Origin of the sequence: Paraburkholderia sp. MM5384-R2 (assembly GCF_014201025.1) — a bacterium.
In the GTDB taxonomy this organism is placed as follows: domain Bacteria; phylum Pseudomonadota; class Gammaproteobacteria; order Burkholderiales; family Burkholderiaceae; genus Paraburkholderia; species Paraburkholderia tuberum.
This window is the reverse complement of record NZ_JACHDI010000020.1, coordinates 91,943-116,880: the sequence shown is the minus strand read 5'-3', so window position 1 is coordinate 116,880 and position 24,938 is coordinate 91,943. Positions and strand designations below refer to the sequence as shown.

Annotated in this window: 20 protein-coding genes; 6 read left to right on the top strand and 14 right to left on the bottom strand. The window is 64.6% G+C overall.

Going from position 1 to position 24,938, the window contains the following annotated elements:
• Positions 1-6: 6 nt before the first annotated feature.
• From HDG37_RS27360 to HDG37_RS27345, 4 genes are all read right to left on the bottom strand, one after another.
• Positions 7-831, bottom strand: coding sequence for an ROK family protein (locus HDG37_RS27360; RefSeq protein ID WP_184052863.1), 825 nt, complete (start codon positions 829-831; stop codon positions 7-9).
• A 63-nt stretch (positions 832-894) separates the two neighbouring features.
• Positions 895-2,514, bottom strand: a complete 1,620-nt coding sequence (gene zwf / locus HDG37_RS27355; protein WP_184052861.1) for a glucose-6-phosphate dehydrogenase — start codon at positions 2,512-2,514, stop codon at positions 895-897.
• Between the two features lie 110 nt (positions 2,515-2,624).
• A complete protein-coding gene (locus HDG37_RS27350) occupies positions 2,625-5,435 on the bottom strand; it encodes an MGH1-like glycoside hydrolase domain-containing protein (RefSeq protein ID WP_184052859.1) in 2,811 nt (936 codons plus the stop codon).
• 51 nt (positions 5,436-5,486) lie between these two features.
• Positions 5,487-7,457 (bottom strand): amylo-alpha-1,6-glucosidase, encoded by a 1,971-nt coding sequence (locus HDG37_RS27345; protein WP_184052857.1) that lies wholly within the window; start codon positions 7,455-7,457, stop codon positions 5,487-5,489.
• A gap of 200 nt (positions 7,458-7,657) precedes the next feature.
• Here HDG37_RS27345 and HDG37_RS27340 point away from each other — a divergent pair, with 200 nt between their 5' ends.
• Positions 7,658-8,005 carry a hypothetical protein gene (locus HDG37_RS27340; protein WP_184052855.1) on the top strand — a complete coding sequence of 116 codons (348 nt, stop codon included), beginning with the start codon at positions 7,658-7,660 and terminating at the stop codon, positions 8,003-8,005.
• Positions 8,006-8,104: 99 nt separating this feature from the next.
• Positions 8,105-10,261, top strand: a complete 2,157-nt coding sequence (locus tag HDG37_RS27335) for a phosphocholine-specific phospholipase C (RefSeq protein ID WP_184052853.1) — start codon at positions 8,105-8,107, stop codon at positions 10,259-10,261.
• A gap of 109 nt (positions 10,262-10,370) precedes the next feature.
• Here the strand turns inward: HDG37_RS27335 and HDG37_RS27330 are convergent, their stop codons facing one another.
• The 3 genes from HDG37_RS27330 to HDG37_RS27320 form a co-directional block, all read right to left on the bottom strand.
• Positions 10,371-11,288, bottom strand: coding sequence for a dihydrodipicolinate synthase family protein (locus tag HDG37_RS27330; protein WP_090807963.1), 918 nt, complete (start codon positions 11,286-11,288; stop codon positions 10,371-10,373).
• A 257-nt stretch (positions 11,289-11,545) separates the two neighbouring features.
• A complete protein-coding gene (locus HDG37_RS27325) occupies positions 11,546-12,661 on the bottom strand; it encodes a succinylglutamate desuccinylase/aspartoacylase family protein (protein WP_184052851.1) in 1,116 nt (371 codons plus the stop codon).
• Positions 12,662-12,698: 37 nt separating this feature from the next.
• Positions 12,699-13,466, bottom strand: coding sequence for a transporter substrate-binding domain-containing protein (locus HDG37_RS27320; protein ID WP_184052849.1), 768 nt, complete (start codon positions 13,464-13,466; stop codon positions 12,699-12,701).
• Positions 13,467-13,580: 114 nt separating this feature from the next.
• Here HDG37_RS27320 and HDG37_RS27315 point away from each other — a divergent pair, with 114 nt between their 5' ends.
• Positions 13,581-14,501, top strand: a complete 921-nt coding sequence (locus HDG37_RS27315; protein WP_184052847.1) for a LysR family transcriptional regulator — start codon at positions 13,581-13,583, stop codon at positions 14,499-14,501.
• A 36-nt stretch (positions 14,502-14,537) separates the two neighbouring features.
• On the opposite strand, the gene lysA is transcribed toward HDG37_RS27315, so the two are convergent.
• Positions 14,538-15,794 carry a diaminopimelate decarboxylase gene (gene lysA, locus HDG37_RS27310; protein ID WP_260335065.1) on the bottom strand — a complete coding sequence of 419 codons (1,257 nt, stop codon included), beginning with the start codon at positions 15,792-15,794 and terminating at the stop codon, positions 14,538-14,540.
• Positions 15,795-15,914: 120 nt separating this feature from the next.
• On the opposite strand from lysA, the gene HDG37_RS27305 reads away from it, so the two are divergent.
• Entirely contained in the window at positions 15,915-16,853 is a 939-nt protein-coding gene (locus HDG37_RS27305) for a LysR family transcriptional regulator (RefSeq protein WP_184052843.1), read from the top strand.
• A gap of 229 nt (positions 16,854-17,082) precedes the next feature.
• The gene (locus tag HDG37_RS27300; protein WP_184052841.1) at positions 17,083-17,937 is read left to right on the top strand and encodes an oxidoreductase; all 855 of its coding nucleotides are present in this window, start codon (positions 17,083-17,085) and stop codon (positions 17,935-17,937) included.
• 33 nt (positions 17,938-17,970) lie between these two features.
• Here HDG37_RS27300 and HDG37_RS27295 read toward each other — a convergent pair whose 3' ends face one another.
• The 6 genes from HDG37_RS27295 to HDG37_RS27270 all read right to left on the bottom strand — a co-directional run bounded on the left by HDG37_RS27295 (position 17,971) and on the right by HDG37_RS27270 (position 23,636).
• On the bottom strand, positions 17,971-18,405 hold the full coding sequence (locus HDG37_RS27295) for a rubredoxin (protein ID WP_184030601.1): 435 nt from the start codon (positions 18,403-18,405) through the stop codon (positions 17,971-17,973).
• A 72-nt stretch (positions 18,406-18,477) separates the two neighbouring features.
• On the bottom strand, positions 18,478-18,603 hold the full coding sequence (locus HDG37_RS39530; protein ID WP_260335064.1) for a hypothetical protein: 126 nt from the start codon (positions 18,601-18,603) through the stop codon (positions 18,478-18,480).
• Between the two features lie 225 nt (positions 18,604-18,828).
• Positions 18,829-20,019: an aromatic ring-hydroxylating dioxygenase subunit alpha gene (locus HDG37_RS27285; RefSeq protein ID WP_184052838.1), complete on the bottom strand. Its 1,191-nt coding sequence runs from the start codon at positions 20,017-20,019 to the stop codon at positions 18,829-18,831.
• A 214-nt stretch (positions 20,020-20,233) separates the two neighbouring features.
• Positions 20,234-21,685 (bottom strand): glycosyltransferase family 2 protein, encoded by a 1,452-nt coding sequence (locus tag HDG37_RS27280; protein WP_184052835.1) that lies wholly within the window; start codon positions 21,683-21,685, stop codon positions 20,234-20,236.
• Positions 21,686-21,764: 79 nt separating this feature from the next.
• A complete protein-coding gene (locus HDG37_RS27275; protein WP_090807993.1) occupies positions 21,765-22,364 on the bottom strand; it encodes a cytochrome b in 600 nt (199 codons plus the stop codon).
• 357 nt (positions 22,365-22,721) lie between these two features.
• Positions 22,722-23,636, bottom strand: a complete 915-nt coding sequence (locus HDG37_RS27270) for a LysR substrate-binding domain-containing protein (RefSeq protein WP_184052833.1) — start codon at positions 23,634-23,636, stop codon at positions 22,722-22,724.
• Between the two features lie 100 nt (positions 23,637-23,736).
• On the opposite strand from HDG37_RS27270, the gene metC reads away from it, so the two are divergent.
• Positions 23,737-24,900: a cystathionine beta-lyase gene (gene metC, locus HDG37_RS27265; RefSeq protein ID WP_184052831.1), complete on the top strand. Its 1,164-nt coding sequence runs from the start codon at positions 23,737-23,739 to the stop codon at positions 24,898-24,900.
• The last annotated feature ends 38 nt before the right edge of the window (positions 24,901-24,938 follow it).

Genomic DNA, 24,938 nt, shown 5'->3' with positions numbered 1-24,938 from the left:
ACCGCCTCACTTCGGCTTGAACCGCCCCGTCTTCTGCGTCGCCTCGGGATACTGTCGCGTCTCGCGCACCGAAAGCGGATGCCACAATTTCGCGCCGCCCTCGATCCCCGCGTCGTTCGATACGGTCGCCACGTCCGCCGGCAGCGAAAACTTGATGCGCGCAGCGTTGCCGCCGCCGATCCACAGCTTGTCGTAATTGACCAGCGACTCGAGAATGCCGATCACCTTCTCGACACGTCGGCTCCAACGCTTGTTGCCGATCTGCTCGCGCGCGGCCTCGCCGATGTATTCGTCGTACGCCACGCCCTTCTTGCTGACCGGATGATGCGCGAGCTCCAGATGCGGCATCAGTTCGCCATCGCGAAACATCGCGGTGCCGGCGCCGGTGCCGAGCGTCAGCACGAATTCGAGGCCGTGGCCTTCGATCGCCGCGAAGCCTTGCATTTCGGCGTCGTTGATCATCCGCACCGGCAGTCCGCCCAGGCGCTGCGCGAGCGAATCCGCGAGCGCAATGTCGTGCCATCCTTCGATGCCGAAGTGCGGCGCGGTCAGAATGCGGTTGTTGCGCACGACACCCGGAAACCCGATCGAGATACGGACGGGCCGCACCTGCTCGATGAGCGGAGCCACGAGTTGCGCGAGCGCGTCCACCAACTGATCCGGCGTGCACGGATGCGGCGTCGCAACGCGCACGCGCTCGGTTTTCATCTGCCCGTCGGCGTCGATGATCGCGGCCTTCAGGCCGGTGCCGCCGACGTCGATCGCGAGGATGTGCTCGCTGCCGCTTGTCGGCGCATTCCGTTTCACTGCGTTCTTGTTGCGTATTGCCACGATGTCTCCCGATTGTGTTGAGGCGGTTGTGATGCGGGTCTGCGGGTTGGTTCAAAGGTGCCGCTACGACTTGCCGCCGGGCGCTTTCTGCTGCAACGGGCGCCACGCGTGGCCGTCGCGCGCGAGCAGCGCGTCGGCTTCGGCCGGCCCGTCGCTGCCGCCCGCATAGCCGCGCACGGCAACCGCGCCGCCACTCCTCGGATGCAGCACGTCGTCGACCGCGCACCAGCTCGTCTCGATGCTGTCGGCGCGCTGAAACAACGTCGCGTCGCCAAACATGCAGTCGTACAGCAGCGTCTCGTAGCCGACGTTCGCGCTTTCCGCAAAGAAGTCGCCATAGTTGAACGACGACTGTACCGGACCGACCTGCATCACCGGCCCCGGCACCTTCACGTTGAAATCGAAGCTCGAGCCGTGCTCGGGATCGATGCGAATGGTCAGCACGTTCGGCGTCAATGCGTTGACCGGCGTATCGCGGAACAGGCGGAACGGCACCGGCTTCAGCTGCACCGAAACCTCGGTGCGGCGCACCGCGAGCCGCTTGCCGGTACGCAGATAGAACGGCACGCCGGCCCAGCGCCAGTTCTCGACGAACACGCGCGCCGCCGCGTAGGTTTCCGTCGTGCTGCCGGGCGCGACGTCGGGCTCCTCGCGATAGCCCACGCCGGCTGGCCCTTTTTCGTACTGGCCGAAGACGACGTCGGCGGACGTCAGCGGCTGGATTGCGTCGAACAGTTCGGCCTTCTTGTTTCGCACGGCTTCGGCGTCGAACGAATTCGGCGGCTCCATCGCGACGATGCCGAGCAGTTGGAACAGGTGGTTCGGCACCATGTCGCGAAACGCGCCGGTCTGCTCGTAGAACCTGCCGCGCCCCTCGACGCCGATCGTTTCCGCCGCCGTGATCTGCACGCAATCGATGTACTCGCGCCGCCAGATCGGCTCGAACATCGCATTCGCCAAGCGCACCGCGAGGATGCTCTGCACGGTGTCCTTGCCGAGAAAATGATCGATGCGGTACACCTGCGACTCCCGCGCATACGACAGGATGTGCGCGTTCAGATCGCGCGCCGATGCGAGATCGGTGCCGAACGGCTTCTCGATCACGAGACGCCGGAAACCGCCGTTCGCGCCGTCGCCTTCCTTCAGCAGGCCGGCTTTGCCGAGCCGGTCGGTGATCGGTTTGAAAAAACGCGCGCCGACCGCGAGGTAGAAGATCGCGTTACCGCCTTTCGACTGATCGAGCTTCTGCTTCAGCTTCGCGAACGTATCGTCGGATTCGAACTCGCCCGCCATGTATTCCAGGCGCTGCGCGACCCAGTTCCATGCGTTGTCGTCGAGCTTGCCGGCGTGAAAGGTGCTGGCCTTGTCGGCGGCGAACTTCTGCAGCGAGGTATGCAGTTCGTCGCACCATTCGCGCGTTTCGCGCTCGCCGTGATTGACGCCGATGATCTTCATGCTGGCGTCGAGCAGGCCATCGACCGCGAGGTTGTAGAGCGCCGGCATCAACAGACGTTTGGTCAGATCGCCGCCCGCGCCGAAGATCACGAGCGTGCACGGCGGCGCGGGCTTCTTGCCGGCCGGCGACGACAGGGCGTCGTTCCGGTTCGCGCTGAGCTTGCAGCTCAGGGCGGGCGTTGCGTTGGGTTGATCGGGAGAAACGGATGGGTTCGGTGTGGTCGACATGGGATTCACTTGGACCTCGGTAAGCCGATAGAACGAACGCGGCGATACATGAAAGACCACGGGCGCTGCCGCACAGTTCAATCGCGTTCGCGCGTGAGCGCGCGGCGTGCTTATTTCGTCGTCGTGGCCGCGAGCGACGGTACCGGTTCTTTCGCCACCGTCGGCGTTACCGCGGATGCAGAAGCCGCCGGCACCGGAATCGGCGCGGGCGCCAGCGCCGGTTCCCCCGCCCGCGGCACGTTGCCCGATGCCGCCATCGCGCGCGGCTGCAACAGCAACGCGACGAGCCCGGTCCAGCCGGTCTGATGCGAAGCCCCGACGCCACGACCGTTATCGCCATGAAAATACTCATGGAACAGGATCAGATCCTGCGAACGCGGGTCCGCCTGCAGCAGCGGGTACGCGCCCATCACCGGCCGCTCGCCGTTTTTGTCCTTCAGGAACAGCGTGGTCGCGCGGCGCGCGAGTTCGTCGGCGATTTCGCTCAACGAGAACTTCTGGCCCGATCCGGTCGGATACTCGACGCGGAAATCATCGCCGTAATAGCGATGAAACTCGTACAGCGATTCGATCAGCAGATAGTTGACCGGCATCCACACCGGCCCGCGCCAGTTCGAATTGCCGCCGAACACGCGGGTATCGGATTCGGCCGGCAGATACTTCACGCAGAAGCTGTTGCCGTTGTGCTGGTACACGAACGGATGATCGCGATGGCAACGCGACAACGCTCGCACGCCGTGATCGGAAAGAAATTCACTTTCGTCGAGCGCGCGTCGTAACAACGCCTTCATCCGATGCCCGCGCAGCAGCGACAGCAAAAGCGCGTTGCCCTTGCCGGGCTCGTTCCAGCGCGACACCAGCTTCGCGAGATCGGGCCGATGCTCGAGAAACCACACGAGGCGCTCGCGCAAGCCCGGCAAGCCGCCGTGCAGACGCTCCTCGAGCACGTGCACGGCGAACAGCGGTATCAGTCCGACGATCGAGCGAACGCGCATCGGCATGCTGCTGCCGTCGGGCAGGCGCAGCTTGTCGTAGAAGAATTCGTCCTCGCTGTCCCACAGGCCCGTGTCGCAGCCGTCGTCGCAACTGACCGCTTCCGCGATGTACAGGAAGTGCTCGAAGAACTTCACACCAATATCGACGAACACATGGTTCGCGTAGGCGAGTTCGAGCGCGATACGCATCAGGTCGAGCGCATACGCGGCCATCCACGCGGTGCCGTCGGCCTGGTCGATGTGGCCGCCGGTGGGCAGCGGCGACGAGCGGTCGAAGATGCCGACGTTGTCGAGCCCGAGAAAACCGCCCTGAAAAATATTGTGGCCGTCGGCGTCCTTGCGATTCACCCACCACGAGAAATTCAGCAGCAGCTTGTGAAACACGAGCTCCAGAAAATCGCGGTCCGCCTTGCCGGTCAGCGCGCGATCGATCTCGTACACGCGCCACGCGGCCCATGCATGGACCGGCGGGTTCGCGTCGCTCAACGCCCATTCGTAAGCGGGCAACTGGCCGTTCGGGTGCTGATAGCGGTCCTTCACGAGCAGCAGCAACTGCTTCTTGGCGAACGCCGGATCGATCAGCGCGAACGCGGCCGCGTGAAACGCAAGGTCCCACGACGCGTACCACGGGTACTCCCACTTGTCCGGCATCGACACGATGTCCGCGTTGCACAGATGCCGCCAGTCGGTGTTGCGGCCGTGCCTGCGCGCGGCGGGCGGGCTCGGTTGCAGCGGATCGCCGTCGAGCCAGCGCTGCACGTCGTACTGGTAGTACTGCTTCGACCACAGCAAGCCGGCGAGCGCCTGACGTTGCACGAGACGCGCATCGGGGTCGGTGATCTCGTGTTGCAACGCGCCATAGAATTCGTCGGCTTCGGCGAGGCGGCGCGCGATCAACGCGTCGGCATCGAATGGCGCTTCATCGGTCGCCGATTGCGGGTGCCAACGCAGATACACGACCGCGCGTCCGTGCGGCCCGAACTCGAGCGCCGCATGCGCGGCGGCGCGGGTGCCCGCGTCGTGACGGATCGCGTTCGCGTCGCCGTGCACGAGGTAGTCGTTGAAGCCGTCCTTGAACGGGCCCGCGCCGTCCACGCCGAACAGCCGCTTCACGTTGGTGTCGTTCTCGCAGAACAGCCACGCGAGTTGCGGCGCGTCCTTCGACCACGCGGTCACGACGATCGGTTCGTGCACATGGTGATGGCCAAGCAGACGCACCGCGCCGTCATGACCGGTACCGGCGACGAGCTTCGGCTTGTCCTTGTTCTCTTTCCACGACCACGAGTTGCGCGCCCAGATCTGCGGCAGCACATCGAGCGACGCCGCTTCGTCCGCGCGATTTTCGATCGTCACACGCATCACGATGTCGTCGGGCGTGTGCTTCGCGTATTCGATCTGGACGTCGAAATAGCGCTGATCGTCGAACACGCCGGTATCGAGTACTTCGTACTCTGGCATATCGCCGCCGCGGCGCGCGTTTTCGTCGATCAGGTCCTGGTAGGGATAGGCCGCGTGCGGGTATTTGTACAGCATGCGCATGTAGGAATGCGTGGGCGTGCCGTCGAGATAGAAGTACAACTCCTTGACGTCCTCGCCGTGATTGCCCTGCGAGTTGGTCAGGCCGAACAGGCGCTCCTTGATGATCGGGTCCTTGCGGTTCCACAGCGCGAGCGACACGCACCAGCTGAGCCGGTCGTCGCCGAAACCGGCGATGCCGTCTTCGCCCCAGCGGTAGGCGCGGCTGCGGGCATGGTCGTGCGGAAATGAGTCCCAGGCGGTGCCGTTCGCGCTGTAGTCCTCGCGCACCGTGCCCCACTGGCGCTCGCTCAGATACGGCCCCCAGCGCTGCCAGTGGCCGCATTCGGGCGAATGCAGTCGGGAACCTTCGATCGTGGCGAGCAGATTGGCAGCGCGCAGCGGTGGCATGAAAACGTCCTTGCAACAGGCCTGGCGGTGGGACCCACATCGTAGCGCGGTTTACGCGCCGTTGTGCTCGAACCGGGCAAGCAGACTTTCGACGCGCAGCAATTCGCCTAGCGACCAGGCCTGGAACGGCGTGCCGGCGGGCGCGTGCGACGCGTCGCCGGCGGCGATCTCGGACAGGTGATCGAGGCCCGCGTGATCGAGATGCGCGTACAGCGGGGCGAGAAAACGCGCCCTCGCCTGCGCGAGATTATCGGCACTCGCGCCATTCACTCGCAGCCACGCTTCGACGAACGGGCCGATCAGCCACAACCACGCGGTGCCCTGGTGATAGGCGCCGTCGCGTTCGCGCGGCGCGCCGCCGTAGCGGCCGCGATAGGCGGGATCGGACGGCGCGAGCGTGCGCAGGCCGAGCGGCGTCAGCAATTGCGCTTCGACCTGACCCACCACCGCGCGCGCCGCCGCGCCTTCGAGCAGCGGAAACGGCAGGCCACCGACCGCGAAGATCTGATTCGGCCGGATCGAGCGGTCGACCGTGCCCGGCACATGATCGACGTCGACGTTATCGAACAGCGCCTGGGTGGCCGGCTCGACGAAGCGCCGGCGAAACGCGAGCGTCGCGCGCTCGGCAGCTTGCCGCCACTGCGGGTTCCATGCTGACGCGATTCGCAGCGCGTTGATCCACAGCGCCTGCACTTCGACCGGCTTGCCGATGCGCGGTGTGACGACCCAGTCGCCGACTTTCGCATCCATCCACGTCAGTTGCACGCCGGGGATGCCGGCGCGCAGCAGGCCGTCGTCCGCGCATACGCCGATGTTGAAGCGCGTGCCGTTCGTGTAGCCGGTCAGGATCGTTTCGGCGGCCTGCTGCAGATGCGCGCGCGTTTGCGCGCCCGCATGCGGCGTCGCCAGATAGTCGTGAACCGCGACGATGAACCATAGCGACGCGTCGACCGAGTTGTATTCGGGCGCGTCGCCGTAGTCGGGGAAGCGGTTCGGCAGCATGCCTTCGGACAGCGTGCCCGACCATTCGAGCAGGATCGCTTCGGCATCGTCGAGACGGTTCGACTCGATCAGCAGGCCGCGCATCGCGATGAACGTGTCGCGGCCCCAGTCGGTGAACCACGGAAAGCCCGCGAGGATCGTGCGGCCTTCGTTGCGCGTGACGACGTAGGCGTCGGCCGAACGTTGCAGGCGCGAGCCGAGTGCGGCGCGGCGTTGTTGTTCGGTGTGGGCGAGTTGGGCGGCGTGGGCGGTGGTTTGGGCTTTGTCGTTCGCGCATTCGGTGGCGGACGTGCTCGACGCGCTCAGAATCATCACCGCGTCGCCCTCCGCGAGATCGAAGCTGAACACGCCGGGCGTCGCGAGATCTTCGCTGCAATCGAGACCGCGCTCCTGCTCGCGCACGTAGCAGAAGTTGCGATACCAGTCGGGCGCATGCGTATAGGCGCCGTTCGTCGCCGCTCGCACGACCGGCAGTCCGCCATACGGTTGCCAGCTTGCGCAAGATTGATCGGCGCTGACTTGCGCGCCGAAGTTGAAGGACGGATTCTCGTGATGCAGCGCATGATAGTCACGGCCCGACAGCAGCGGTCTGATCTTCAGCACGGGCGCATCGAGTTCGCCGCCTTCGAGCCGCCAGCGCAATACCGTTTCGCACGTCGCTTTGCCGACGAACACATCGGCGATCATCGCCGCGTGCGCACCGAGTTGAATGCGCCATGTCGGCCACGGCGCGGTGTCGAAGCTGGCAAGGCGGCCGCGCAGATCCGGATAGATCACGTCAGGCCCATAGCGTTGCATGGTCAACGCGAAGCGCTCGCCGCCCGCCTCGACCCACGCCTCGATGCCGTTGACGAGCACCATGCGCCCACCCGGCGCGCGCGTCGCGGCTAGCAGCAGCGCATGGTAGCGGCGCGTGCGCAACATGCCGAGCGTGCCCGAAGCAAAGCCGCCGAAGCCGTCGGCTTCGAGCCATTCGTCTTCGAGTTGCGAGATGTCGATGGGTGAATCGATGCGAGTCATTGAATCGTGCCCATGCGCGAACGATAAAGCAGCAAACATAGCGCAGATGGCAGCGCCATGAACATTGACCTTCCCGATACTTTCCATTTTCTTTCGATCAACCGACGATTTATCGAAAGTTATGCCGGGCGCAAACGTTTCACAATTATTTCTTGAAAGGAATGGAGACTGCACCCGCTTTCATCGAACCGGATGCGGACATGAGAAAAATCAGTTGCATCGCGAGCGCCGCATTGCTGGCGCTTACCACGATAGCGTTGAACGGTTGCGGCGCGGACGACTCCTCTTCCACGAGCATCGCGACGACCACGAGCCTTGCGCCGAACGACGCGGCGCAACGACCCGCAATGGCGGCAGCGGCAGTGGCGACTCCCAACGCCTCAGCGCCATTCGCGGACAACGCGGCGAACAACACGGCGAGCAACGCGGCAAGTGGCGCAGCCGCCACCGACGCGATCACGCAAAACGTGCAGGCCAGTCTCGCGGCCGACAGCCAGCAGGTCGCGCCGGTCATGCGCTACGCGCCCGGCGACAGCGCGAACAACTAGTCCGCAACTGATCAGCAAGAGCAACGCGTAACCGACCACGAAACACCCCAAGGCACGCTCACGCGCGCTATTCTTCCCCTACGCAGAAGGTGATATTCGATGACATCAACTAGCCGTCGCCGTTTCCTGCAAACCATGGCGTCATCCGCGGGCGCCGCCGCCGCGATGACCGCATTGCCCGAGTCGATCCGCAACGCACTCGCCGTGCCCGCGTTTTCGCGCACGGGCACGATTAGCGATATCGAGCACATCGTCGTGTTCATGCAGGAGAACCGCTCGTTCGACCACTACTTCGGCCACCTGCGCGGCGTGCGCGGCTACAACGACCGCTTCCCGATTCCGCTGCCGAGTGGCCTGCCGGTGTGGAATCAGCCGTCGAAGGAAGACCCGACCAAGCCGGTGCTGCCGTTCCACCTGAACACCGCGACGACGAGCGCGCAGTGCGTCGGCGATCTCGATCACACATGGTACAAGACCCACTACGCGATCGACGGCGGCCGCTACGACCAGTGGCCCGCCAACAAGACCGACATGACGATGGGCTACCACCTGCGTAGCGACATCCCGTTCCACTACGCGCTCGCCGACGCGTTCACGATCTGCGATGCGTACTTCTGCTCGTTGCCGGGACCGACGCACCCGAACCGCGCGTATCTGATGACCGGCATGGTCGACCCGACCGGCACGATGGGCGGCCCGCTGCTCGACAACAACGACTGGGTCGACGGCGATGGTCCGCCGAACTATCAGTTGCTGTCGTGGACCACGTATCCGGAGCGTCTGCAGGCCGCGGGCATTTCGTGGCAGATCTATCAGCAGGGCACGTCGGGCGTCGATCCGCTGAATGGCAATTACGGCACCAACATCCTGCAGAACTTCACGAACTTCATCAACGCGCAGCCGGGTTCGCCGCTCTACGAGCGCGCGCAAACCGTGCGCACGATCGACGACCTGAAAGCCGACGTGCTCGCGAACCGGCTGCCGCAGGTGTCGTGGCTGTGCCCGCCGGCCGCCTACTCGGAGCATCCGAGCTACACGCCCGCGTACGGCGCCGAATACACCTCGCAGATTCTCGACGCGCTGACGTCGAACCCCGAGGTGTGGAGCAAGACCGTGCTCTTCGTCATGTATGACGAGAACGACGGCTTCTTCGATCACCTCGTGCCGCCGCAGCCGCCGACGACCTCCACCCAGGGCAAGTCGACGGTGACGACCGACGGCGAAATCCACAATGTCGTCAATCCGCTGCGCGGCGGCAGCTACACCGCCGACGGCTATCCGTACGGCCTCGGCCCGCGCGTGCCGATGACGATCGTGTCGCCGTGGACCAAGGGTGGCTTCGTGTGCTCGCAGGTGTTCGATCACACCTCGGTGATCCGCTTCATCGAAACGCGCTTCGGCGTGCATGAGCCGAACATCACGGCATGGCGTCGTGCGATATGCGGCGACCTGACCACCGCGTTCGACTTCCGCACGCCGGATGCGAAGATGCCGTCGCTGCCGGACACCAGCAACTACATGAACATGGCCGACAACCAGTGCAAGACGCAACCGAAGCCGACCGTGCCGACGACGCCGACTCCGGTCGATGCGCAGGAAGCGGGCATCCGTTTCGCGCGCGCGTTGCCGTACGAACTGCATGTGAACGGCGCGGCGAACGCGGGCAACGACACGTTCGAAATCACGATCGGCAACACCGGCGACCAGGGCGCGCACTTCTACGTGTACGCGACGAATCACACCGACGGTCCGTGGCGCTACACGGTCGAAGCGGGCAAGTCGCTCAGCGACACGTTCGACCTGAGCACGACGAACGGCGTGTATGGATTCGACGTGTTCGGCCCGAACGGCTTCGTACGCAGGTTCGCGGGCAACACCCAGGCGAGCACGCAAAGCACGCAGAATGGCCATGGCAACGGTCATGGCGACAACCAGCCGGCGCGGCCTGAAGTGAGCGCGCAATACGACGTCGCGAATGGCAACGTGTTCCTGAAGTTCACCAACAGCGGCGGCGGCATCGCGCATCTGACGGTGATCGACAACGCGTACGGCGCGCGCCCGCGCACCGTGGTCGTGCCGGCCAATGCGCGTATCGAAGAAGGCTGGGTGCTTGCGTCGAGCCATCACTGGTACGACCTGACGGTGACGAGCAGTGACGACGCGAGCTTCTCGCGCCGCTTTGCCGGTCACGTCGAGAACGGCCGGCCGAGTATCAGCGATCCGGCTGCGGTTGCGCCGGTGCTGAGCGCGAGTTGAGGCAACCACCGCCAGCCCTGCTTACTCGCAGTAAGATTCGGCATCCTGTCCCCCCTACGTGGCGGACAGGGTGCCGATGTTTTTTGAGGCCCGTATTGAAACGCGGTGCTTAGAGACCGACGTCCGGCAGCGCCGGACGCGTGGCGAGCGCCTTGGCGACGATGTCTTTGACTTCGGCGAGCGCGTCGCCTTGCAGCGCGAGGCGCGGCGGACGCGTGACGGCGCTGCCGCGGCCGAGCAGTTCCTCGCACAGCTTGATGCATTGCACGAGGTCGGGGCGCGCGTCGAGGTGCAACAGCGGCATGAACCAGCGGTACAGCGACAGCGCTTCATCGAAACGCTTCTGCGTGGCGAGGCGGAACAGCGTCTCGCCCTCCTTCGGGAACGCGTTCGACATGCCCGACACCCACCCTTGCGCACCGACCGCGATGCTTTCGACGACGACGTCGTCGAGGCCGGCGAACAGCACGAAGCGGTCGCCCACCGCGTTGCGCAGATCGATGAAGCGTCGCGTATCGCCCGACGAATCCTTGAAGCAGACGATGTTCTCGCAGTCCTGCAGTGCGATCAGCACGTCCGGCGTGACGTCGTTCTTGTAGATCGGCGGGTTGTTGTAGATCATCACCGGCAGATCGGTGCTGGTCGCGACCGAGCGGAAATGCGCGGCGGTTTCGTGCGGCTTCGCGGAATAGACGAGCGCCGGCATGACCATCACGCCGTCGACGCCGACACGCGCGGCTTCACGCACCGTCTGCCGCGCGAACTCGGTCGTGAACTCGGCGACACCCGCGACGACCGGCACCTTGCCGCCAGCCGCGTCGCGCGCGGCCTCGATCACCTGCAGTTTTTCCGACGTGCTCAGCGAGGTGTTTTCGCCAACCGTGCCGCAGACCACCAGACCCGAGACCCCGTCCTTGACGAGATTGCTGACCACTCGGTGCGTCGCGTCGATGTCGAGCGAAAAATCCGGCTTGAACTGGGTGCTGACGGCGGGAAACACACCGCTCCATTGGATAGCCTTGCTCACTTTGTCCGTCTCCTTCAAAAAGCCGGCCGCGCCGACACACGTTGAGTATGACGACGAGTATCGGCCTTTCTCCGGAGGCGGGCTTGGGCTTTTTCGTGACTGAAAGAGATTAAATCCGCACAACAGGCGAGGCGCCGGATCGCCGGCCGGGCGGCGCCGACTACTTCGCAGCAAGGCGGCTGAGGCGCACGTCAGCACCGTCGCGTGAGGCGTCGAGGCGGCCCCTGGATGCCGAGTCCGGCATAGCCGCTACGCGCTCAGGCGCCCAGCAACACGCCCGTTCGGATCGGCCGCGTGCCGGTCACGCGGCCGAGCGGCGCACCGGCCGTCGCGAAACGGATCGCGCGCCGCATGTACAGCACCCCTTCGGTCTGGCTCGCGATCGTGGTCGTCTCGTCGGTCAGCGGATCGACGATATCGAACAGCGGCTGGCCGACGCGGATCTTGTCGCCGATCTTCGCGCGGTGCACGAGAATCCCGCTCACCGGCGCATAGAACTGCTCGCTGCCCGCGAGCGGCGTCGCCGGCGACAGCAGCGGCGGCAACGGCCTGGCCTCGCCCCGAATCGCGCCGCGCCACACCAGATAGTCGACGAGCGCGTCGGCATCCTGCTGCGCGACTTCATACGACACGTCGCGCTGGCCGCGGCATTCGACCGTCACCGCGATCGAGCCGGTCGGCACCGGCTTGCTCGCCGGCATCTGCTGCTGCAACGTCCACCACAGCAGGCTGTGGGTTTCGTCGAACGCGCCGCCGCCCGAATCGGTCGCGAGCAACGACGCCTCTGCACCGAGATAGCGCGACAGCGGCTCGAACTCGGCCCAGGCGGATTCGCTCGTGTACACATGCATCGCCGCTTCGAGCGAGCAATGCAGATCGATCACGACGTCCGCGTCGCACGACAACTTCAAGAGCGCCAGTTGCAGCGACTCGAATTCGGTCAGCGGCTTCTGTTGCGCGAGTTCGGCCGCGAGCAGCTCGCGCACGATGCGGCGGTTCTCGTTCGCGTCGGCGCCGAGCGCCTCTTTCGCATTCGCGACGAGCTTTGCGAACTGCACGAAATGCCGGTTGAAGTTCTTGCCACTGCCGAGATCGAAGCGGCCGATGAACTGCCCGAGCACGTATTGACTGAGCCCGACCGGATTCGACACCGGCACGAGCACGATTTGCGCGTTCAGCGCGCCGGCTTCCTCGAGCTCCCGCAGACGCCGCTTCAGCAGCACCGTGGTCAGCATCGCGGGCGTTTCGTCGGCATGCAGCGACGCCTGGATGTAGATCTTCTGCCCGCTATCGGCCGGGCCGAAATGAAACGACACCAGTTCGCGGTGCGTGCCGATGGCTGGCGACACAAGCGGAATCGATTGCCTGTTCATGAATGGAAAGCCGCGAAGATAATGTTGGAAATCTGGATCAATTGCCGTACGGATCGAAGTCGAAGTACTTCTTCGCGATCTGCGCATAGGTGCCGTCTTTGCGCATCGACGCGATCGCCGCGTCGATCGATGCCTGCACCGCGGTTTCGTCCTTGCGCAAGCCGATGCCGACGCCGCGATCTCCCATCGAAAGCGGCTCGCCGACAAACGCGAAGCCCTTGCCCGCGGGCGTGCGCAGGAAGCCGTAATCGGCCTCGACGGTGCCGAGCAACGCGCCGTCGAGCCGGTCGTTCTGCAGATCGGCGAACACCTCGTCCTGGCTCTTGTAGGCGACCACGTTCGCGCCGAGCGGCGTCCAGTTCTTCAGCGCGTAGCCCTCGAACTGCGTGCCCGACTGCACGCCGATCTGCTTGCCGGCAAGTCCGCTCGCCGTAGGCGCGAGCGACGAGCCTTGCCGCGCGATCAGCCGCGACTTGAACTGGAACAGCTTCGACGAAAACAGAATCTGCTGCTCGCGCTTCTCGGTGATCGCCATCGACGACAGCACCGCGTCGATCTTGCGCGCCTGCAGCGCCGGAATCATGCCCGAAAACTCGAGTTCGACCCACTGACAATGCGCGTGGATGCGCCGGCAAATCTCGTTGCCGAGATCGACGTCGAAGCCCTTCAGGCTGCCATCGGGCGCCTTCGAGTCCATCGGCGGATAGGTCGGGTCGATGCCGAGGCGCAACGTGTTGGCGTCAGCGGCGAACGCGCCGCTGCTGAATGCCAGCGCGGCGCAGAGAGTCATCAGCGGAGTTTTCATGGAAGGCGACGATGAGCGGATCAGGACAGCGTGATCGTAAGCCGCTGTGGCGCCTCAAAGAAGTCCCGTTCGGAATATCATGATCACTTTTACCGATCACCAAACCCTGTCGCCATGGCATTGACGATTTCCCAGCTGCGCGCGTTCACGGCGGTCGCCGAGCATGGCAGCATCCGCGCGGCGTCGCGCGCGCTCGGCATCGCGCAAAGCGGCATCACGCAGCAGTTGCAGAACCTCGAATCGATGCTCGGCGCGACGCTATTCACGCGCACCAATCGCGGCATTGCGCTGACCGCGCTGGGCCAGCGGCTGCTGCAGCGGGCCGGCGCGATCCTCGGTGAATGCGAGCGTGCCGAGGAGGACGTGCGGCAACTGCGCGGCGACTACGTGGGCGAGGTCACGTTCGGCATGACGACCGAGCCGCTCGTCGACGCGTTCGCGCCCGTGTTGATGGAATTTCGTGCGCGCTTCGAGCGCGTCGCCGTGCATCTGCGCACGGGCACGTCGCGCATGATGATCTCGTGGATCCGCGAAGGCACGCTGGATTTCGCTGTCGCGCTCGTATCGAAGCAGACCGACACCGCCGATCTGTCGGTCACGCCGCTCTATCCGTCCGACCCGGTGATCGTGTGCCGGCGCGGTCATCCGAAGGCGCGCGCGAAGTCGCTCGCCGAACTCGTCGGTTGCACGTGGGTGACGACGCGCTCGCCGAATCTGACCGAGGAGCCGCACGTCAACCGGTTGAGTCATCTGTTCGACAGCTACGGCTTGCCGCCGCCGAAGATCGTCGCGACCGTCGAGGGCTTGTACGAGACTCTGCACCTGGTAGCCGCGACCGATTGCCTGTCGCTCGAATCATCGGTCATCGCGAAGCGCGGGCCGTTCGCGGACGTGCTGACGACGATCCCCGTGCGCGAGCGCGCGTTGCAGCAGAACGTCTGTCTGCTGCAACGCGCCGCGATTCCGCTGACCCCAGCCGCGCAGGAGTTCGCGACGATGATCGCGTCGTACACGCGCGCGGTGCGGGCGCATTGAGCGTTGAGTGTTGAGTGTTGAGCTCCAATGCGCCGCTCAAGCCGCCGTTGCTTCGAGCGCTATCAATTCTTCGATGCGCTGCCTGCGCCGGATCAGCCGCGCGTTGCCGCGCTCGATCAGCACCTCGGGCGCGAGCGGCCGGCTGTTGTAGTTCGATGACATCGACGCGCCGTACGCGCCTGTGTCATGGAACACGAGCAGGTCGCCCACTCGAGGCGCGGGCATCGACCGGCTCGTGACGACACCGCCTTGCGCCTGCGTGAACACGTCGCCGGCTTCGCACAGTGGCCCCGCCACGCTGAACGAGCCGGCCGGCGCATCGCTCGGCGTGCCGTTGCGCCGAAGCACGCTGATCTCGTGATAACTGCCGTAGTACGACGGCCGCACCAGGTCGTTGAAGCCCGCATCGAGCAACGCGAATTGCCGCGACGGCCGCCGGTTCAGCGCGTGCACTTCGGCGACGAGTACACCTGCCTGCGCGACCAGAAAGCGCCCCGGTTCGATTTCGAGTCGCACGCGATGCCCGACGCGTGCTTCGATGCGGCGCCGCGCGTCGTCCCACAGCCGGAAATAATGCGCGGTATCGACACTCATTTCGCCATCGCGATACGGCACCGACAAACCACCACCCGCGGAAATCGCCTCGATATCCTGATCGAGTTGCGACACCGCATCGACCATCGCATCGCACACTTTCGCGAGATGCGCGTAATCGACACCCGAGCCGATATGCATGTGCAGCCCGACGAGCTTCAGCCGATAGCGCCGCACCAGTTCGAGCGCGCTTGGCAGGTCATCGCGCCAGATGCCGTGCTTGCTGTGCTCGCCGCCTGTGTTGGTCTTGCTGCTGTGGCCGTGACCGAAGCCGGGATTGATCCGCAGCCACACGCGATGGCCTTCGCTCGCGTGTCTCCCGAGCCGTTCGAGCATGTCGGGCGAGCCGGCGTTGACCGTGATTCGCTCGTCGAGCACGGTGGCCAGCGTCGCATGGTCGAGCACGTCGGCGGTGAAGACGACGCCTTCGGGCCCACCGTTCGATGCGGGTTGAGCCGCATAGCCCGCGGCAAAACTGCGCGCGAGTTCACCCAAAGAGACCGCATCGACCATCACGCCTTCGTCGCGCATCAGCTTCAGGATGTGCACGTTCGAACAGGCCTTCTGCGCGTAGCGGATCGTGTCGAAACTGCGCAACTGCGCGATGCGCTGGCGGATCGTGTCGGCGTCATAGACCCATAGCGGCGTGCCGTGCTGGCGCGCGAGGTCCGCGAGTTGACGGGAGTCGAATGGCGTCATGGTCGGTTGCATGTCGATGCTTTGCGAAAGCGATAGCCGACATGATGATCCGCGGCGATCATTCAGTAAAATACCAATCTATTGCTCGCCTATTCACTTTTGATATAGCACGGACCCACCATGGCGCTCACGCACCGGCACATCGAAATCTTCCGCGCGCTGATGACGGCCGGCAGCGTGACCAAGGCAGCCGAGATGCTGTTCACGTCGCAGCCCACCGTGAGCCGCGAACTCGCGCGCATGGAACAGAGCATCGGCTTCGCGTTGTTCGAGCGAGTGCAGGGCCGGCTGCGTCCCACGCAATCCGCGCTGACGCTGTTCGACGAGATCAGGCGCGCGTATGTCGGGCTCGAACGCGTCGCGTCGACGGCGGCCGCGCTGCGCGAATTCAAGGGTGGCCAGCTATCCCTGATCGCGCTGCCGGTGTTTTCGCATTCGATCCTGCCGGGCGCCGTCAAACGCTTTCACGATGTGCAGCCGGGCGTCAGCGTATCGATCGCGACGCAGGAGTCGCCGTTTCTCGAAGAATGGCTGAGCGCGCAGCGCTACGACCTCGGCCTCACCGAGCACGACGCGCCACCGCCCGGCACGCGCCTCACGCCGCTCATCGCCGTCGATGAAGTGTGTGTGCTGCCCGACGCTCACCCGCTGCTCGCGAAACGCGTGATCGCATTGAAAGATTTCGCCGATCAGGCGTTCATCAGCCTGTCCGCGAACGATCCATACCGGCTGCAAATCGACGAAGCGTTCGCGCGAGCCGGCATCGTGCGCCGCCTGCTGATCGAAACGCCGACCGCGGTGTCCGTGTGCAGCTTCGTGCGGCAAGGGCTCGGCATTGCGATCGTCAATCCGCTGACCGCGCTCGATTTCGCGGGCCACAATCTGCATATCCGGCCGCTCGCGTCGTCGCTGCCGTTTCGCGTCAGCGTGATCCGTCCCGAGCACCGGCCCGCGCATCCGCTCGCGGACGCATTCGTCGGCGCGCTGCAAAGCGAAGCCGCCGCGCTGCGACTACAATTGAAGCGCCACACCAGCCCCAAGCGGTCATCGCATTCATAGCAGTCACGGCGGCGTCCCCGCTTCATCGCCGGGCGAATCCGCGCAGCGCGACGCGCGTTCGCGCGGGGCCACCGCCCGAACCGTCCGCCGCGCGAACCGGGCACGCTTCGAGCTGACATCACCCGCATACCGATTGCCGACGCGCCGCGCGTCTGCGCCGCATCGGGGCGCCGTTTTTAGCGCCGTTTCCCAGCCTTCACGTCATAGACCCTCAACAGGAGTGTTCCAAATGATGAATCGAGACAATCCCGTCTGGCTGATCACAGGCTGTTCCACCGGCTTCGGCCGCGAGCTCGCGAAGCTCGTGCTCGAACGCGGCTGGCGCGCGGTCGTCACCGCGCGCGATGCATCGAAAGTGAAGGACATCGCAGAGGGGCACGGCGAGCGCGCGCTGGTGCTGCCGCTCGACGTGACCAATCGCGCGCAGATAGAAACGGTGGTCGCGCAGGCGAAGCGCCATTTCGGCCGCGTCGACGTGCTCGTCAACAACGCGGGCTACGGTTATCTGGCCGCGATCGAGGAAGGCGAGGACAGCGAAGTCCGCGCGATGTTCGAGACCAACGTGTTCGGCCTCGTCGACATCACGAAGGCCGTGCTGCCGATCATGCGCGAGCAGCGCAGCGGTTTGATCGTCAACGTGTCGTCGATTGGCGGGATTGCGAGTTTCGCGGCGACCGGCTACTACCATGCGACGAAGTACGCAGTGGAAGGGCTGTCGGAATCGCTCGCGCTGGAAGTGAAACCGCTCGGCATCGGCGTGCTGATCGTCGAGCCTGGGCCGTTTCGCACCAACTGGGCGGGTCCGTCGATCAAGCAGTCGGCAACGTTGATCGACGACTATGCGTCGACCGCCGGCGAGCGCCGCAAGCAGACCGAAGCGCGCAGCGGCAAGCAGGCCGGCGACCCGGTGCGCGCCGCGCAGGCGATCATCGATGCGGCGTTGTCGGACGCGCCGCCGCTGCGGCTGCTGCTCGGCAAGACCGCGCTCGATCTCGCGTACACGAAGCTTGACTTTCTGCGCGGCGATTTCGACACCTGGCGAGCGACGAGCGAGGGGGCGGATTATCCGGAAGGGACGGCGTAGAGCAGGTTTATCAGGCGAGCCTCGGCCCGCCGCTTAAAACTCCACCAGCGCAAAATCTTCCTTGCCCACATCGCACAGCGGGCAGCGCCAGTCGGCCGGCACATCGGCCCAGCGCGTGCCCGGCGCGATGCCCTCTTCCGGCACGCCGGCGGCTTCGTCGTAGACCCAGCCGCAGATCACGCAGACCCATTGCTTGAAGTCGTCGGCTGTGGCGACGTTCGCGGCCGACGGCGCATCGGGCGTACCGGTCGCAGCGGCATCCGCCGCGCACGTGCGCGCCGTCGCATCGAGGCTCACGACGAGCGGCGCGACCGTGCCGCTACCGGTTCCCGCGAGCCGCGCCTTCAGGCTGTCGAGCAGGCGCTGCGCTTCGTCGCGGGTCAGATCGATCCAGTACGGATCGCCGGCGCCGTCGTTGAGCCGCTCGGGGGAAAACTGGATTTCTACGGCTACGCCCTTCTTGTACATGGCAATCAAAAATCTCGAGAAAGCCGGCGACGCGCGCCGGCACAAGGCTGCCCGCGCGACGCGGGCGCTGCTTCAGTGCGCGTGGACCAGCAGATTCAGCGCGATCGAGGCGATCAGGCCAGCGGCGCCGATCAGGCCAAGCAACTGCAGCAGAGTGAGGGATTTACGCGAGTTGGCGGGGGTTTGTTGCGTGGTCACGAGCGAGTCTTGAAGTTCGGAAAAAGCGCAATGGTACACGGGTGCGGACGCGACGAATGTCGATTGGCGCAAACTCGCGCGCAATCAAAGTACCGGGCGATATTATCGCCGCTCGCGCGCCGCGCATTGTCTACCGTGGGGAGATGGATTAATTCCAGGCGAGGGGGAAAGCCGTGGCGGGACGGGGTGCGCGGCGCCGGTGAACACACCCGCGCCGCGCCGCGCTCAGGTCTTGGCGAGCGGATCGCCGTGACGCGAATCCCAGAAACGGATCACCGCCGTATCGCCGGTGCCCGCGCCGACCACCTGGTCCGGCGCGCCGCACTCGCGCAGCAGCGCGCGCAAGTCGTTGATGACCGGGAACACCTCGTGATTCCAGTCCGCTCCCTGCGAATCGTGGGCGCGCTGCTCCGCCTCGACGATCTCGCGATCCTCCTTGAAAATGCGTTCGGTGAACCACACCAGCAGCGGCCATGCGAGATTCATCACACCCGGAATGCCGGGCTTGCGGATCGACAGCAGCCCGAACGTTCGGTTGGTGCGCTGCTCGCGGTCGAGCGGCACATAGACGATCCACAGGTCCATCACCAGCGTCTGCTCGTCGTTGCGGATTTGCAGCGTCTGGAACGGGTATTCGGTGCGGATCGTCATGACGTCTTTGTCGCCGGAGCCACCGGTCTTGCGCCTCTCGCCGAACACCATCGCCTCGCCTAGCGGCTGCTGCCCCTCCATGCGCGCAAACGTGTAGTCGACCTCGACCCAGCCCTCACCGCGCCGCCGCCCGAGCGAACGCGCGCGCATGCGCCCCATCTGGCGGCGATGCAGGAACTGATGATTCATGTCCATCAGATTCTCGTGCATGAACGAATAATGACACTTGACCGGACGGCCGAATCGGCGCGTCTTGTACTTCGGGTCGGACACCGAGCGAAAGCCCGGCAACGGCCGCTCCTCCGCGAGCGCGGCGTCGCCGGGAAACACGAAGATCAGCCCCTCCACTTCCTGACACGGATACGAGCGCACACCGTTCGGTAGACGCTCGCGGCCGAGGTACGGCACGTCGATGCACTTGCCGGAGCAGTCGTAGGTCCAGCCGTGATAGCCGCAGCGAATCGATTCGCCGTCGACCACGCCCTGATGCAGCGGCACCTGCCGATGCGCGCAGCGATCTTCCAGCGCGAACACTTTGCCGCTCTCGGTGCGCGCGAGCACGATCGGATCGCCGGCGAAGGTCACGCCGAGCGTCTTGCCGCGCTTCACTTCATGCGACCACGCGAGTGGGTACCAGTAATCCGGATGAATGGCGACGCGGCGCAGATCGCGCACCGGCGCCTCGTGAGTGGCTTGAGCAGGCGCGGCAGCGAGCGTTGCGCCTGCGGATTCCTGTTCCTGTTCGAGCGGGGGAACTGCATGCATAGGTCAAGCCTCCGTGCACCAGCGGATGGAAGGTTGCCGCGCTGCAAGGCAGCGCGGCATCTTCACCAGTCTACTTGATGCAGCCGTCGCATGGCACTTTCGCCGGCATGCGCGATGCATCGCAGCACACATTGCGCGGCAGCGCGCATCAGGATGAACGAGCTACCTTTACCACACCCGCCCTACAGAAACATTGACCTGCACTTCGAGCTGCTCAATCCTCGTCGAGCGCGACGAGCCCGGAGCGCCGTTGCACGCCCCACGCGCGGCCGCCGCGCAGAAAATGCAGCCAGCCGAGCGCGGCGCCCAGATGACGCGCGAGCTGGAACGTGAACGGCTCCGCAACGGCCGCGAGCATCGCCATGCCGAGACTGTTGCCACTGCGCTCGCCGGTCCAGCGCCGGTAGAGATGGATGCTCCACAGGTAAAACGCCAGATCGATCGCCGTTTTCAGGCCGATCACGCTGAAGATCGACACGACGATCGCCCCGTGTCCGCCGAACAGAAAACCGAGTAGCAATGCGAATGCCGTGAGGCCGTAGATCGGCTGCATCGTGTCGACCGCCTTGACCGGCAGCATCAGCATGCCGAGCGTGCCGTAGCGCGGATTGCCGGTCATGTCGCGGTTCCAGTACTGGGTCTGCAGGAAGCCCGCGAACCAGCGGCGGCGCTGGCGCAGAAAGCTTGCGAGGGTGTCGGGCGCATCGGTGCGCGCATGCGCTTCGCCGACCACGCGCACGTCCCAGCCGAGCTCGTGATCCACCGAATAGCGGCGCAGCCGGTGAATCAGTTCGTAATCCTCGACCAGACACTGCGGATCGAAGCCGCCGACCGCGACGAGCGCATCGCGCCGGAACGACGCGAATGCGCCCGAGATCAGCAGCAGGCTGTCCGCGCGCATCCACGCGAAACGCGCGATGAAGTTGCGCATGTACTCGTAGGTCTGGAACCACTGGAACACGCGGCCCGACAGCGACTTGCCGCAGACCGGCACGAGAATGCCCGCTGCCGCGACGAGCGACGGCTCGCTCGCGAACGCGGCGCGCATCGCGTAGGTGGCGTCGTCGTCGAGCAGCGTGTCGGCGTCGACGGTCATCACGGTGTCGGTCGTCATCACGGTGATCGCGGCGTTCAGCGCGCGGGCCTTGCCGCCGTGCGGCACGCGCAGCCAGAACAGGTTCGGATGCAGCGAGCTCGGCGCGCTCAGCACCCCATCGGCGGCGGGCGTGAGGCCGAAGCGTTGCGTGAGCAGCTCGGCGGTGGCGTCGGTGGAGCCGTCGTCGGCGATCACGATCTGCGCGGGGCCGTGCGTTTGCCGCAGCAGCGCGGCGAGCGTGACCGGCAACACGGCCGCCTCGTTACGCGACGCGACGATGACACCCATGCCCGGCAACTCGCGCCGTTCGTGGTCGGCTTCGAGCGGCGCCGCGCGGCGCGTGAGCGGCAACGACTTCCACGTGACGAACGCGAGCAGCAACGTGTCGTATGCGACATACGCAATACCGGTCGACCACGCGAGCGCGCCACGCAGAAAGAATGCTCGCGCGAACAGCAGTGCCCACAGCACGACGACGCTGGAATGGATCAGCGTGCTCGATAGCGTCGCGCGACGCGGCAGAATGCGCGGCGACGCGACAGCGAATGCCTGTTCGAGAGTCTTCTTCAAGGCGAGTGTTTCAGGTTCAGTTGGGTTGCGGTTAGTTGGCGAAGCTGTGTTCGCGCGCCATCAAAAACACGCGGCGGCTTCACGGCGTCATGCGCTTCAACACCGATTTGCGATCGAGCCACTCATGCTTGAGCGCGCCGCCGATATGCATCGCCAGCAACGCATAGAGCGCATAACCGAGCCATGCATGCAGCGCGCCGAAGCGATCGTGCAACGTCTCTTTCAGTGTCGGGTCGAGATGCATCACATAGCCGAAGCGCGGCCATTGGAACAGGCCGAACCACTGCATCGGATGCGTGGCCGCGTCTTTCCACGCGGAATCGTGCAGCCAGCCGGACAGCGGCAACGCAATCATCAGCAAATACAGCGCGAAGTGCGCGAGGTGCGCGGCAATCTTTTCCCACGACGGAAACTCGCGCGGCAACGGCGGCGGCTTGTGCGACACGCGCCACAGGATGCGCAGCAGCGCGAGCCCGAGCACCGTGATGCCGATCGATTTGTGTGTGTCGATCACCGGACGCACCCAGTCGTCGGGCAGCGAATCGGCGGACAGAGCGAGCACGACATTGACGCACATCAGCAACGCGATCAGCCAGTGCAGCGTCATCGCGGTGCGCGTATAGCGCGGCGGGCGAGAGGCATCGGTCGAATCGGTCAGGGAATTCGCTTGGGTGTTCATGGGGGTTCCGTTCGCGAGGGCGATGAATGCCGTGAAAGCTGTTTGAAAATCGACGCTACCGGTATCAGGCAAACGCCCAAGTGTGCCGTTTTATTCCGCAAAGCGCTTAACCTGCGTGTTTCAGTTTGTTTCCGGCTTAGGATGCACGACGCGCGCGCAAATCGCACTCGCGTGGCTGCTTTTTAGCTGGTGTTTTGGCCCATGTTCTGGCTGGCGTCCCGCAGATCAGCGCGGGACTCGCGGCAGCATCGAGTTCACCTCGCGCTTGCGCGCGTTCGAGCCGTCGCTCGAACGCGGTGTCGAACGTGACGAGGCAAGGCGCGATGTAGCGATCAAGCGTCTCCGATTTCTATCCGATCAATTCGCCAGCGCCCTTTTGAGCGCCTTCTGGTCACGTTCGAGCTGCATTCTCATGTGCCGCATGAACTGCCTCGCGGCTTCCGTGAGTGGGGTACCAGGGCGAAACACCAGCACTCCTGTGAACATTACCTCGATGTCGATCGGCTTCACGACGAGTCCCCGCTCTGCGAAGTCCAACGTCACGAGCGGATGAGCGATTCCTATACCGACTCCCGCGAGCGCCAGTTCGCAGATCGTGTGCGAATACGGCGTCTCGACGACCGGTTTGAGACGGATTTCGCGTGCCGTGAGTTGCGTTTCCAGGCGTAGCCTGGTGCTGTCTTCGGGATTCAGCGCGATGAAAGGAAATTCAGGCAGGTCCGCAACAGCGATGACAGGACGCGTGGCCAAAGGATGATGCGAGTTCATCACTGCGACAGCCCGCATACGCGCGAACACCGAGTGTTCGAGGCCGGCCATCGACATCTCGTCGGACATCAGGCCGAAATCCACCTGTCCAGCCGAGACCTTCTCATGCACTTCGCGCGAACTCATCACCTGTAGCGAAATTTGCACGTTTCTGGACGGGGCATCGAACGCCGCGATGACACGTGGCAGAAAGCCTGTGCCCAGTGCCGGCAGAGAGGCGATCGCCATGCGGCCCAATCCGTAGGACCGCAAACTACGGATTCGATGCTCGATGACCTCGAATCCGCGAAAGTACTGGTCAACCTCACGCATCAGTGCGACGGCTTCCTGGGTGGGAACGAGCCGGCTGCGTATCCGCTCGAACAGGCCGAAGTCCGCCATGGTTTCCAGACGCCTGATGGCCTGACTGACAGCCGGTTGCGAAATGCCGAGCAGGGCCGCCGCCTTGCTCGTGCTTCCTGCGTTCATGACCGCCCTGAACACTTCAATATCCCTGATCCGCATAACCTAGACTTATTGAGCTAATTATTTCCGATGTTGATGCAATCCCGCGTGAAAGTAAACTTCGATCATCAATCCACCACGAGGCATCGCCGGGAGCAAGATGACAAGCAATCCCCAGAAAGCGCCGCAGCCGTTCCGCAGCCTGTCCCCATCCGTCATGCGGGCATCGACGGTTGTATTCGATTCTCTGGCCGAGTTTTCGCGCCGCAAGGAGCGGCAACCGGACGGTTACAGCTATGGCATCACCGGAACGCCAACGGCTCGTGAACTGGAGCACCGCATCGCCGAGCTCGAAGGTGGCGCGCATTGCGTGGTGACGCCTTCCGGTCAATCCGCGCTGATGACGACCGTGATGGGCTTCGTGCGCGGCGGCGATCACCTGCTGGTGTCCGCTGCCTGCTACGGCGCGCTCAAGACATTCGCGCATAAGTGGCTGGCGCACTTCGACGTCGAGGTCGAACTGTATCCGCCGGCAATCGGGGCTGCGATTCAAAAGTACATCAAGCCCAACACCCGCATGATCTGCATGGAGTCGCCGGGGACGGTGACGATGGAGATGCCCGACATTCCGGCGATCGTCGAAGTCGCGAAACGTCACGGCGTATTGACGATGATGGACAACACCTGGGCAAGCCCGCTCGCTTTCAAACCGCTCGAACATGGTGTGGATTTCAGCGTCGAAGCCGCGACGAAATTTTTTGGTGGTCATTCGGATCTCCTGGCGGGCTGCATCAGCATGAAAGACGCGGATTACTACGCGACCTTGCGCGAGACGCAGAGCGTTCTCGGCCAGCAGACCAGCCCTGATGACTGCTTCCTCGTCATGCGCGGCCTGCAAACCCTGAAGGTCCGCTTCGCTGCCCAGAGCGCCTCAACGCTGCAGATTGCGAGGGAACTCGAACGTCACCCGGAAGTGAGCAAGGTGCTGTTCCCGGCACTGCAGTCCGATGCCGGTCATGCCATCTGGAAGCGGGATTTTGCGAGCAGCGGGTGTCTCTTCTCCCTGATCCTCCAGCCCGCGGCGGAGGACGCGTTCAACGCATTCTTCGATACGCTCCAGTATTTCCCCATCGGGGCGAGTTGGGGAGGCGTGCATAGCCTCGCTGCCTACTACCCGGCCCCGTTGCAGGCCGAGCGTGCGTTCCCGCTTACCGACCAGCCTATCGTGCGCCTTTCGATCGGGTTGGAGGACCCGGCGATGCTGCTTGCGGATCTGAATGCCGGTCTTGACGCATTCGGACGCGCCCGGGCAACCGCTGCGTAGATTTTTTAATTCAATTTACCTGGATGAGTGAGTACGAG